Source organism: Pseudodesulfovibrio indicus (genome assembly GCF_001563225.1).
Lineage (GTDB): Bacteria > Desulfobacterota > Desulfovibrionia > Desulfovibrionales > Desulfovibrionaceae > Pseudodesulfovibrio > Pseudodesulfovibrio indicus.
Map to the genome: position 1 here is coordinate 2,507,415 of NZ_CP014206.1, position 12,506 is coordinate 2,519,920.

Below are 12,506 nucleotides of genomic sequence, written 5' to 3' on the forward strand. Positions count from 1 at the left end.
TTGTATGCGGTTTGAGACGTTCATCGCCACCCGCTACCTGTTTGCCCTGCGCAAGCAGTCGTTCATCTCCGTCATATCGCTCTTCGCGATCTGCGGAGTGGCCATCGGGGTAGGCGCCCTGATTGTGGTCATCGGCGTGATGAACGGTTTTTCCACCGACCTGCGCGACAAGATCCTGGGCGTCAACGCCCATATCCTGGTGACGTCGTTGCGCGGCGGCATCAGCGACTACAAAGAGCTGGCCGACGAAGCGATGAAGGTTCCGGGCGTCATAGGTGTGACGCCCTTCGTCTATTCCGAGGTCATGCTTTCCACCCGCACGGGCGTGAAGGGCGTGGTCCTGCGGGGCATCGACCCCGACACCTCGGGTTCGGTCCTGTCCCTTTCCAAGGACATGGTCAGCGGCGACATCGAGCGGCTCAAGGCGTCGGACGACTTTCCCGGGATCATCATCGGTTCCGAGCTGGCCAAGCGGCTGGGGCTGACCGAAGGGTCCTTCGTGAATCTCCTGTCTCCGTCCGGGCAGTCCAGCGCTGCCGGGTTCACGCCCAAGGTCCGCCGCTTCGTGGTGGCGGGCATCTTCCGTACCGGCATGTTCGAATACGACTCGTCGCTCGGCTACGTCAGCATCCCGGCGGCCCGCCAATTGCTCGGCTTCAAGGGCGACCTGGTTTCCGGACTGGAGATCAGCGTCAACGACGTCTACAACGTCAAGCAGATCTCCAGCGACCTGCGTGACGCCATCTCCTCCTTCACGGTCTACGTCCGCAATTGGCAAGAGATGAACGCCAACCTGTTCGCCGCCCTGGAGCTGGAAAAGTCCGCCATGTTCATCATCCTGGCCATGATCGTCCTGGTCGGCTCCTTCAGCATCGTCACCACTCTGGTCATGCTGGTCATCCAGAAGACCAAGGATATCGCGGTGCTGATGTCGCTCGGTGCGGACAAGGGGAGCATCCGGAACATCTTCATGCTCCAGGGGACCTTCATCGGCCTGGCCGGCACCGTGTTCGGCTTCCTGATCGGCGTTCCGGTCAGCCTGCTGCTGAAGAAATACCAGTTCATCAAGCTGCCGAGCAACGTCTACCCAGTGGACTACCTGCCCGTCCGGCTGGAGGCCGTGGATCTTTTCGCCATCGGTGCGGCCGCGTTTCTCCTGTGTTTCGTGGCGACCATTTATCCCGCGCGCAGGGCCGCGGCCCTCAGTCCGTCGGAGGCCTTGCGTTATGAGTAATGAGGCGATATACCGACTGATTGACGTCGGCAAGGAGTTCGACGGACCGTCCGAAGTGGTCCGCGTGCTCCGTCGGGTCGATCTGGACATCCCCCGCGGCGAGTCGCTGGCCATCCTGGGCGCGTCGGGATCGGGGAAGACCACGCTGCTGCACATGTTGGGTACGCTGGACACCGTGACCAGCGGCAAGATATTTTTGAATGGTGTCGATCTCGGCACCTTGGGAGACAGGGCAAGGGCGGAATTGCGCAACCGGGAAATCGGGTTCGTCTTCCAGTTCCACCACCTGTTGCCGGAGTTCTCCACGCTGGAGAACGTGGCGATGCCCGCCTTCATAGCCGGGAAGGGGCGTTCCGAGGGGATGCGCCTTGCAAGGGAAGCGCTCGACATGGTTGGACTTTCGCACAGGCTCGAACACAAGGTGACCACGCTTTCGGGCGGGGAACGCCAGCGGGCGGCCATTGCCAGGGCCATCCTGCTGCGGCCCAAGGTCCTGCTCGCGGACGAGCCGACCGGCAACCTTGATGAAGAGAACGGTGCCATGATAGGCAGACTGTTAGCCACTCTTAATAATGAATTGGGTATGACCTTTGTGGTCGTTACACATAATCCGGAGCTCGCAGGAATGATGCATCGGCGCCTCGAATTGCGTTCAGGAGAACTCTATGCTCAGTAATCTCGTTCGCAGGATTGCGATTGGGGTGGTTGCTCTCGTCGTGCTGTCGGCCGCGGGAGCGGCGCACGCCGCACAGACCCTGACCCAGAACGTTTCCGTTGCGGTGCTGCCCTTCGAGGTCAACGCCGGCAACGACCTGGGCTACCTCAAGGACAGTCTTCCCGAACTGCTTTCCGACCGGCTGGGCGAAGCGGGCTTCAAGGTCGTGGATCCGGCCGAGGTCAAGCGCCTGGTGGACGAGAAGGGCTATGATCGTTTCGATCCCGCCAAGGCCCGCGAGCTGGGCCTCCTGGCCGGAGCCGAATTCGCCGTGTACGGCACCCTGAACCAGATCGGCGAGAGCCTGACCCTGGACGCCCGGCTGATAGACACCTACGCCACCGACCCCGGCAAGAAGATGTCGGTTTCCAAGGACGGGCTGATCAACCTGCTCCCGGCCGTGGACGCGCTGGTCGACCGCATGCGCATGGACCTCCTCAGGCTCGACATCGTGGCCGAGGTGGACGTGGATGGGACCAAGGTCCTGGACAAGGAAGTGGTCCTGATGCGCATGACCCTGCAGAAGGGCGACATGCTGACCGCCAAGAGCGTCAATACCGCCCTTAAAAACGTATATGATCTCGGATATTTCGACGACGTCACCGTCAAAGTGGAAGACGTCGAGGACGGCAAGAAGGTGACCTTCGTGGTCAAGGAGAAGCCGCGGATCCAGGCGCTCGGCGTGCGCGGAGCGCACGAGATAGACGCCGAGGACATCCTCGAGGCCGTCTCCACCAAGAAGGGCAGCGTCGTCAACCCCAAGGTCCTGTCCGACGACATCCGGGTGATCCGCGAGATGTACCGCAAGGAAGGGTACTACAAGGCCCAGGTCACCCACGAGATCGAGGACGCCGGCACCGGCATAGCCCGGTTGACCTACGTCATCGACGAAGGACCGCAGCTGTACATCGAACACGTCATCATCGACGGCGCCAAGCAGGTTGATCCGGACGACATCAAGGACGTCCTGGCCCTGAAGGAGCGCGGCATGTTCTCCTGGATCAACGATTCCGGCGTGCTCAAGGAGGAGCTCCTGGAGCGCGACGCCGCAGCCATCATGGCCTATTATCAGTCCAAGGGATTCCTGACCGCCCGGGTCGGACAGCCCGAGGTGGACATCAAGGACGACGGCATCGACGTCATCTACAAGGTGTTCGAAGGCGACCGCTACAAGATGGGCACGACCTCCTTCAAGGGCGACCTCATCGAGGATCCGTCCAAGCTGCTGGAAGTGACCGACATCGATCGGCTCAAGGAAGAGGACGAGTACTTCGACCGCCTGATCCTGCGGAGCGACGTGGCCGCCCTGACGGCCTATTACAATAATTACGGCTATGCCTACGCCGACGTGGGCGTGCAGCTCGAAGACAATCCCGAGACCAAGATCGTCGACGTCGTCTACACCATCGCCAAGCATCAGCGGGTGCACATCCGTCGGGTGCTCGTCGAAGGCAACACCGTGACCCGCGACAACGTCATCCTGCGCGAGATGCGCCTGGGCGACGGCGACCAGTTCAGCGGCGACAAGCTGAAACGGTCCAACCAGCGGCTGACCAACCTCGACTACTTTGAAAAGGTCGACATCGCCCCGGTGCCCACCGGCAACCCCGAGGAGATGGACCTGGTGGTCAAGGTCAAGGACAAGGCCACCGGCAAGATCAGCGGCGGTATCGGCTACTCCACCTATGACAGCATCTTCTTCGGCGGCGAGATCTCCGAGAAGAACCTGTTCGGACGCGGTTACGAGACCGGCTTCAACGGCCAGATCGGCGGCTCCACCAATAAGTACATTCTGTACTTCCGGAACCCGCACATCAACGACACCGACCTCGGTTTCGGCGTCGAGGCCTTCAAGCGCGACACGGACTACAACCAGTACTCCATCGATTCCATCGGCGGTAACTTGAACTTCTCGTACCCCGTGGGCGAATACACCAAGCTGAAGTGGAACTACGGCCTGGAGTCCTACAAGATCTTCGACGTGTCCAGCAAGGCCTCCCAGAAGATCATGGACGACGAGGGCTATCACCTGTCCTCGACCCTGACCGGCATGGCCACCCGCGACACGCGGGACGACTTCCGCAACACCACCACCGGCACCGTCACCAAGCTGACCCTGGTCTTCGGCGGCGGCCCCCTGGCCGGCACCGACAACTTCGTCAAGTACATGGGCGACTTTTCCTGGTGGCACCCGGTGTTCGAGGAAGTGGTCTTCCATTCCAAGTTCTGGGCGGGCTACCTGCACAAGAACTTCGGCGGCGACGACCTCCCCACGGCGCAGCGGTTCGAGTTGGGCGGCATCGATACGGTGCGCGGCTACAACAACTACTACATATCGCCGACCGAAGGCCCGAATTCGACGGCCACGGTGGGCGGCGACAAGGCGTTCTACACGAACCTCGAGTTGAAGCGGCCCATCAGCAAGGAGCTGGGCATCACCGTCCTCGGCTTCTTTGACGCCGGTAACTCCTGGAAGGAAGGGGAGACCTACTTCGAGAAGGTCAAGCGCGGCGGCGAGGCCGCTCCGTCCCTGGGCCTGTACAAGTCTGTCGGCGCCGGCATCAACTGGTATTCCCCCATGGGTCCCGTCGGCCTTGTGTACGGCTACGCCCTGGACGACATCGACGGTTCCAAGCAGCACACCATCGAGCTGCTCATGGGCCAGTATTTCTAGAACAAAATCGCTCTCAATGAGTTAAGGAGTCATAGAATGAAGAAAATCTGCCTTTTTGCCGTTTGTTTCGTGTTCCTGTTCCAGGCCGTGGCTTTTGCCGAAACCAAGATCGCGGTCTTCAACACCAAGCAGATCGTGCAGGATTCGGATTACGGCAAGGAAGTTCGCGGAAAACTCGACGCCAAGTTCACCGCCCGCGGCGATCAGCTGAAGAAGGAGCGCGAAGACCTCGAGAAGCTCAAGATGCAGATCGACAGCAAGGCGTTCGACGGCAAGACCCTGCAGGACAAGGTCACTGAACTGCGCCGCCGCGGCCGTGACTGGAACGAGGATTTCTCCGCGTACCAGAAGGCCATCCAGGCCGAGCAGAACGAGCTGGGCAAGCCCGTGCTGAAGACCCTGGAAAAGGTCATCATGGACTACTGCTCCGCCAACGGCTACACCATCGCCTTTGACAAGCAGACCCCCGGCCTGGCCTACATCGCCGACGGCCTGGACATCACCGAGGTTCTGATCAAGGAACTCAACAAGGCGAAGAAAGCCGGAAAGTAGTTGAATGAGCATGAAGCTGTCCGCCCTGGCCGAAAAGCTCGGGCTTGAATACACCGGCGCGGATAGGGAAATCTCCGGGGTCAACACCCTGGAGAAGGCCGGACCGGACGATCTGTCCTTCCTGGTCAACCCGAAATATCTGCCCCAGCTGGAAATCACCAAAGCCGGATGTGTCCTCACATCCGGCTCTTATGCCGAAAAGGTCCCGTGCGCGCTGGTCAGCGCCAACGTGTACATGGACCTGGCCCGCGTGGTGGACGTCTTTGCGCGTCCCCAGGGGTGCCTCACGGGCATCCATGAGCTGGCCTTCATCCATCCCGACGCGCAGGTTGACCCGTCGGCCACGGTCCATCCCTTCGCCTTTGTTGGCGCGGGGGCGGTCATCGGGGCCGAGACCGTCCTCTTCGCCGGGGTCTACGTGGGGGAGGAGACCGTCATCGGTTCCAAATGCATCCTGTACCCCAACTGCGTGGTCATGGGTGGCCTGACCGTGGGCGACCGAGTGATCCTGCAGCCCGGAGCGGTGCTCGGCGGCGACGGCTACGGCTATGCGCAGACCCCGCTGGGCCACATGAAGATCCCGCAGATCGGGACCGTGTCCATCGAGGACGACGTGGAGGTGGGCTCCAACACGGCCATCGACCGCGCGGCCCTGGACGTCACCCGCGTGCGCCGGGGCACCAAGATCGACAACCTGGTCCAGGTCGGCCACAACGTCGACATCGGCGAGAACTGCCTGATCATCGGCCAGACCGGCATCGGCGGGTCGACTGTGATCGGCAACGGCGTGGTCCTGGCCGGTCAGACCGGCGTGCCGGACAACGTGAAAATCGGCGACGGCGCCATGGTGGCCGCCCAGAGCGGCATCCTCAGCGACGTGGAGCCGGGGAGCAGGATGGCCGGAAGCCCCGCCATCAACGCCAAGGATTATTTCAGGGCCGTGGGCGTCTGCACGCCCAAGCTGCCCGAGCTGTTCAAGCGCGTGAAGAAATTGGAAAAAGAATTGGCCGCATTGCTGGCGGCCGGCGGAGCGAGCGATGAGTAACCAGTTCCCTCTCGATATACGACAAATCATGGAGATGCTCCCGCATCGCTATCCCTTCCTGCTGGTGGACCGCGTGCTGGAGTTCGAGCCGGGCGCCCGGCTCAAGGCCATGAAGAACGTGACCATGAACGAGGAGTTCTTCCAGGGGCATTTCCCCGGACTGCCCGTCATGCCCGGCGTCCTCCAGCTGGAGGCCCTGGCCCAGACCGGCGCGGTCTTTGTCATGAGCTCCTTTGACGAGCCGCTGGGCGACAAGGTTTTCCTGTTCACCGGCCTGGACAAGGTCAAGTTCCGCCGTCCCGTTGTTCCGGGTGACCAGCTCATCCTGAACGTGGAGTTCCTGAAGCAGAAAATGAACATCTGGAAGATGCGCGGCGTGGCTCTCGTGGACGGGCAGGTCGCCTGCCAGGGCGAGTTCTCCGCCGCCATTGCCAATAAGGGGGACATGTAATGTCCGGTCTCATTCATCCTTCCGCCGTCATTGATCCGTCGGCGGAACTGGGCGCGGGCGTCAAGGTCGGCCCGTACGTCGTTGTCGGAGCCGACACAAAGATCGGCGACAACACCTATCTCGAATCCCATTGCGTGATCCAGGCCAACACCGAGATGGGCTGCAACAACCACGTCCACCCGCACGCGGTGGTCGGCGGCGAGCCGCAGCACAGCGCCTTCAAGGGCGAGAAGACCTTCACCCGCATCGGCGACAACAACATCATCCGCGAATGCGTGACCATCCATCGCGGCACCGTGCAGGGCGAAGGCGAGACCGTTATCGGCTCCAACTGCATGTTCATGGCCTATTCGCACATCGCTCACGACTGCAATGTCGGGAACAACGTCATTCTGGCCAATGCCGTGCAACTGGCCGGACACGTCGTAGTCGGCCGCAACGTGACCATCAGCGGTCTGTCCGCCGTGCAGCAGTTCATCCACATCGGCGAGTACTCCTTCCTGGGCGGCGCGAGCGGCTACAAGCTCGACGTGCCTCCGTTCATGCTGGCCCACGGCGTGCGCGGCATGCTCTTCGGCCCCAACCTCATCGGACTGCGGCGCAACGGCTTCGACGCCGATACCTGCAAGGGGCTGAAAAAGGCGTACAAGATCATCTTCCGCTCCGGCCTGACCAAGGAACAGAGCCTGGCCCAGGTGGAGGAGGAGCTGCCCGGCATCGCTCCGGTTGAGCGTCTGGTGTCCTTCATCCGCGAGAGCCGAAACGGCGTCACCCCGGACCACAAGCAACGCTGCGCCAACGGCGCCTAGAACGGGTTCATGTCCGATACGCCGACAACCATCGGTCTTATCGCCGGAGGAAAGCAATTTCCCGTGCTGGTGGCCCAGGGCGTCAAGGCCCAGGGCCATCGGCTCGTGGTTGCCGGATTCACCGGCCACACCAACATGGACGTGGTCCCGTACGCCGACGTCTTCAAGGAACTCAAGCTCGGCAAGCTCAACCAGCTCATCGACTACCTCAAGTCCGAGAAGGTGGACAAGGTCATCATGGCCGGGACCATCGAGAAGCCCAAGGTCATGGACATCCGCCACCTGGACATGCGCGCCATCAAGCTCATCATGGGCCGCAAGGACAGGGGCGACTCCGCGCTCCTCTCGATCATCTCCAGCGAGTTCGAGAAGGAGGGCATGACCGTGGTCAAGGCCCACGAATACCAGCCCGATCTGCTCGCCCCGGAAGGCGTTCTCACCCGCCGTTCCCCGGACGAGCGCGAATGGCGCGACCTCAAGTTCGGCTGGACCGTGGCCAAGGAACTCGGCCGGTTGGACGTTGGGCAGTGCGTGGTGGTGCGCGAGGGCATCGTCACCGCCGTGGAAGCCCTTGAGGGTACGGACGCCGCCCTTCGCCGCGGCTTCGAGTTCGGCGGCAAGGACTGCGTGGTGGTCAAGGTCTTCAAGCCCGGCCAACAGCGCGAGGTCGATCTGCCCAGCTTCGGCCTGGACACCCTCAAGGTCATGGCCGAGGGCAAGGCCACCTGCATCGGCGTTGAGGCGGGCAAGAGCCTGTTTTTCGACCGCGAGGCCGCCGTCGCCTTTGCCGACAAGACGGGCATCTGCGTGGTTGGCCTGACCGCCGATTGTTTTCCCGACGCCCTGTAACCCCCTCCCGACAAATCCAAGGACCGCCTTGCCAACGGTGGGCCGTTGTGCGATCTATCTATGAAGTCATGGAGTTATGGATCGGCCCTACGTCCATGAACGGCAAAGAACCCTCACCGATAGCGGGCTTTCGATATGGATACGGCGTTGGAATGCATGCCCTGTTTCAAGAGAATGGCGGTGCAGGAGGCGCGTCTCGCCTGCCCTGACGACGAGCGCCTTCAGCAGGAGATCGTCGCCGAATGGGAGGCGCTGCTCCCCACCCTCGACATGGACGTGCCGCCGCCCGCCGTGGCCAGCGTGCTGGCCAACCTGGTCCGCCAGAAGACCGGCATCCGCGACCTTTACGCAGACGACAAACGGGAGGCCAACGCCTTTGTCCTGGGGTTGCTGCCCGCATTGCAGGACCGCGTGGAGGCCGAGCGCGAAGTCGGCGATCCCCTGGCCCTGGCCCTGGAGCTCGCGGTCATCGGCAACTACATCGATCGGGGCGTGGACCTGGATTTCGACCTGGAGAAGGAGCTGGCCGAAGTGGCCGAGTCCCTGTCTCCGAAGGTCATGCGCGCCTTTCGGGAGCGGGTGGTCCCCGGCGCGTCGGTGCTCATCCTGGGGGACAATACCGGCGAGATCGTCCTGGACAAGCTCCTGGTGCGCGAGCTGCGGCGGATGGGGTGCGACGTGACCTACGCGGTCCGCTCCCGGCCGGTGCTCAACGACGCGACCATGGCCGACGCCCGCGCCGTGGGCATGACTTCCCTGTGCCGCGTGGTGGAGAGCGGGGTGGACACCCCCGGCACGGTCCTCTCCCGCTGCACCCCCGAATTTCTCGACCGCATGCGCGCAAGCGACGTTATCCTGAGCAAGGGGCAGGGCAATTTCGAGGCTCTGGACGGGGCCTGGGAGGGCGCTTTCTGCGCCTTCAAGGTCAAATGCAAGCGCATCGCCCGCAAGACCGGGCTGGTGTTCGGGTCCAGTGCCTTCCGCATGAGCGACCGCCAGGAGACCGATCGTGATTAAGTGGGTTGTCCGATTCCTGGTCGAAGTCCTGGCAGTGGTCGTGGCGCTGCTGGCCGGCGGGTTGTTCCTGGCATCCTACTACATCGATACCGGCGAGTTTCGCGCCCGGTTCGTGGCCGAACTCGAAGGCGTCCTGAACCGGGACGTGACCCTCAAGGGTGATCTGGATATCGACATCTGGCCGAGACTCGCCCTGGTCGCCGAGGACTTGGACATCGGCGAGGCGCCCGGCTTCGGCGACGGTCCGGCGGCCCATTTCGACGACCTGAGCATCAGCGTCAGGGTCATCCCGCTCTTTTCCCGGCATGTGGAGGTAGACTCTCTGGATCTGGACGGCCTGGATGCCGTCATCGTCCGCAACGGGGAAGGGCTGTTCAACTGGCAGACCCTGCTTCAGGGCGAGGAGAAACCCGGTGTGGATGTCTCCGTGACCGATGACTGGACCTTTTCCATCGCCAGCGTGGAGATAACCGGTGCGGAGCTGCTCTTCCGCGACGAGCGGGACGGGGACGAATACCGGCTTTCCGGCATCGACATTCGCACCGGGATTATCAGCCTGGGCGATGACGTGCCGTTTTCCGCGACCAGCAGTTTTTCCTGGCAGGACAAGGGAGTCAAAGCGGACATCGAGCTCAAGGGCATGGTCCGGCTGGATGCAGGCGCCTCCCTGCCGATTCTCAGCAACACCTCGGTGCAGGCCCATGTCTACGGCGACTTCCTGCCGGACAAGGTGGAGCCGGGAGAGTTTTTGGCGGACCTGGACGTGGACTGGGAGAACAACCGGATATCCCTGGAAGACGTCAAGGCGAGCTTCCTCGGGCTGTTGGCCGAGGGCGACATCGACAGCGGCAACCTGGACGAGGGGCTGAACCTCAGCGGACACGTCACCGTCCATCCCTTCGCGCCCCGGACCCTCATCGCCCGCTATGCGCCGGACATGCCGGTCAAGGACGTGGACGGCCTGAACAGCAGCGCCCTGGCCACCTTCATCCGGGTGACCGAGGAGGGCGTGCGCTTCAAGGATCTGGTGGTGACCCTGGACGACATCACCGTCCGGGGCGAGCTGGGCTTCAAGGGATACGAATCCCCGGTGTTCGACTTCGCCCTGCGCGGCGACACCATCGACCTCGACCGCTACCTGCCTCTGTTCCGCACCGGCACCCCGTTCATCTGGGATGATTACAATCTGGAATTCTTCCGCGCCTTTCGGGGCAGCGGCACCGTCCGCGCCGATGGCTTCAAGGTGCTCGACACCCTGATCTCCGACATCCGTCTCAAGGTCGCTGCCACGGACAAGGGTATCGATTTCGACGCCGGGGCCATCCGCGAGGGCATGGCCTCCCTGGGCGGCCGGATGAGCGTGGCCATCGGCTCGGCCGGCGCCAAGGGCGAGCCGACCCTGGCCCTGAACGCGGTTATCGACGCCGAGTCCCAACGGCGCGGGTTCGAGTTCCTGCGCCAGGAAACCTTCCAGGCGGGCGGCCACGGACGCTTGCACCTGGAGCTCGCCCTGTCAAAGATGGCCTGTCCGCCCGAAGGGCGGTCCATATACATCTTCAAGCACCTCAGCGGAGCGGCCACCCTCTCCCTGGGCGAGGGCAAAGCGTCCATCAAGGGCGGTTCGGGCGAACCCGTGGTCCTGCCCTACGCCAAGGCGGACGTGGACCTGAAATTCCGACCCAGAGGGCCGGAGAGCACGGAATTCTGGACCAGCATCCTGTCCGCGGGCGTGAAGCTTCGCGGTCCGGGCAGGCTGGAGACCCTGAACGCGACGGCCGAAGGCCCGTTCACTCTGGGGCTGGACAAGGCGTACGCGTCCGGTTCGGACATGGCCGTGAGCGGCTACCTGACCTCGCCGCTGCTGCCCAAGGACGCCAAGCGCATGACGTTCGCGGGCAAGGTCGGGTTCGATACCGACAAGACGTCCGTCGAGCTGGCCGACGGTACTTTCCAGCTTCTGGAGACCCCGGTCACCGGCAATGCCCGGTACGTCGGGGCCGCCAAGGTTCCCTACGCCGAGGGCGACCTGGCCGTGGCCGGGGCCGACCCCAGGCGGATGATCTACCTGCTGACCGGCAAGAACCTGCGCACCAATGACCCGGACGCCTTGCGCAAGGCCTCGGTGCAGACGCATTTCCGGGCGGACAAGGACGGGTTCACCCTCAGCGAGCTCAAGGGCGACCTGGACGGCACCACGATCAAGGCCCACGTCATGGGCACGGGATGGGCGGACCCCCAGCTGGCCTTCTCCCTGGCCGCAGGAAGCTTCAACCTCGACCGGTATCTCTCCCCGGCCCCCGCGCCCAGCCTGAGCGACGTTCGCGCGGGCAAGGTCCCGGAGGCCCCGCCGGCGGACCTGCCTTTGGAATTTCTGCGCGCCCTCAGGCTCAACGGCAAGGCGTTCTTCAGTGATTTCACCCTGGCCAAGATCAGGACCGAGTCCCTGGAGGGTTCCATCCGCGCCAGCGAGGGCGTGATCCAGGTTTCCAAGGTCACCGGCCTTCTCTACGGCGGGGCGCTGAACGCCACGTGGAAGGGGACGGCCTACGTGGAGCGGTTGGACACGCATCTTTTCCTGGATGTGGACAACATGCAGGCCGGGCCGCTCATGGCGGACCTGGCCAAGCGGGAGTACGTCCGGGGCGAGACCGACCTCCGGGCCGACCTCACCAGCACGGGCGGCACCGACGACGAGACCCTGGACAGCCTGTCGGGCAAGGTCACGGTGCGCATCAACAACGGATCGTTCAAGTTCACGGGATACGACGCCCCGGCCAAACCGGTGGACGAAGGGCGCGGCGCGATGATCGGCAAGACGCAGGTGGCCAAGCCCAGCCCGCGAACGGTATTCAAGACCGCGAACGTGGAAGCGGACGTGGACAAGGGCGTCTTCACCCTGACCACGGCGCAGCTGGACGCGCCCCCGGTGCTCAAGGCCCAGGGCCATGGCAGTTTCAGCCTGGGCGACGACACCATCGACATCTCCATCCGCAACGACTTCGTGGCGGTGCCGAGCGTGACCTTGCGGCTCACGGGCAAGCTGACCGACCCCAAGGTGGACGTTCCCACCGGCAAGATCGTCAACGACACGGTCTTCAACATCCTGAGCCTGCCCAAGAAGTCCTTTGATTTCTTCAGGGATCTCTTTTGATCCGGGGGC

General features: G+C 63.1%; 10 protein-coding genes. All 10 read left to right on the forward strand.

Annotation, left to right across the window (positions count from 1 at the left end):
* The first annotated feature begins 4 nt into the window (after window positions 1–4).
* The 10 genes from AWY79_RS11210 to AWY79_RS11255 all read left to right on the forward strand — a co-directional run bounded on the left by AWY79_RS11210 (window position 5) and on the right by AWY79_RS11255 (window position 12,497).
* Window positions 5–1,234, forward strand: coding sequence for a lipoprotein-releasing ABC transporter permease subunit (locus tag AWY79_RS11210; RefSeq protein WP_066803747.1), 1,230 nt, complete (start codon window positions 5–7; stop codon window positions 1,232–1,234).
* Window positions 1,227–1,910: an ABC transporter ATP-binding protein gene (locus AWY79_RS11215; RefSeq protein ID WP_066803750.1), complete on the forward strand. Its 684-nt coding sequence runs from the start codon at window positions 1,227–1,229 to the stop codon at window positions 1,908–1,910. The genes AWY79_RS11210 and AWY79_RS11215 overlap by 8 nt, the downstream gene beginning before the upstream one ends.
* Window positions 1,900–4,623, forward strand: coding sequence for an outer membrane protein assembly factor BamA (gene bamA, locus AWY79_RS11220; RefSeq protein ID WP_066803753.1), 2,724 nt, complete (start codon window positions 1,900–1,902; stop codon window positions 4,621–4,623). Before AWY79_RS11215 ends, bamA begins: the two co-directional genes overlap by 11 nt.
* 36 nt (window positions 4,624–4,659) lie before the next feature.
* Window positions 4,660–5,175, forward strand: a complete 516-nt coding sequence (locus tag AWY79_RS11225) for an OmpH/Skp family outer membrane protein (RefSeq protein WP_066803755.1) — start codon at window positions 4,660–4,662, stop codon at window positions 5,173–5,175.
* 4 nt (window positions 5,176–5,179) lie between these two features.
* On the forward strand, window positions 5,180–6,220 hold the full coding sequence (gene lpxD / locus AWY79_RS11230) for a UDP-3-O-(3-hydroxymyristoyl)glucosamine N-acyltransferase (protein WP_066803759.1): 1,041 nt from the start codon (window positions 5,180–5,182) through the stop codon (window positions 6,218–6,220).
* A complete protein-coding gene (gene fabZ, locus AWY79_RS11235) occupies window positions 6,213–6,671 on the forward strand; it encodes a 3-hydroxyacyl-ACP dehydratase FabZ (RefSeq protein WP_066803762.1) in 459 nt (152 codons plus the stop codon). Before lpxD ends, fabZ begins: the two co-directional genes overlap by 8 nt.
* Window positions 6,671–7,480 carry an acyl-ACP--UDP-N-acetylglucosamine O-acyltransferase gene (gene lpxA, locus AWY79_RS11240; RefSeq protein ID WP_066803764.1) on the forward strand — a complete coding sequence of 270 codons (810 nt, stop codon included), beginning with the start codon at window positions 6,671–6,673 and terminating at the stop codon, window positions 7,478–7,480. Before fabZ ends, lpxA begins: the two co-directional genes overlap by 1 nt.
* Window positions 7,481–7,489: 9 nt before the next feature.
* A complete protein-coding gene (locus AWY79_RS11245) occupies window positions 7,490–8,329 on the forward strand; it encodes an LpxI family protein (protein WP_066803766.1) in 840 nt (279 codons plus the stop codon).
* Window positions 8,330–8,464: 135 nt separating this feature from the next.
* Entirely contained in the window at window positions 8,465–9,346 is an 882-nt protein-coding gene (locus AWY79_RS11250) for a damage-control phosphatase ARMT1 family protein (RefSeq protein WP_066803769.1), read from the forward strand.
* Entirely contained in the window at window positions 9,339–12,497 is a 3,159-nt protein-coding gene (locus AWY79_RS11255) for an AsmA family protein (protein WP_066803772.1), read from the forward strand. Before AWY79_RS11250 ends, AWY79_RS11255 begins: the two co-directional genes overlap by 8 nt.
* The last annotated feature ends 9 nt before the right edge of the window (window positions 12,498–12,506 follow it).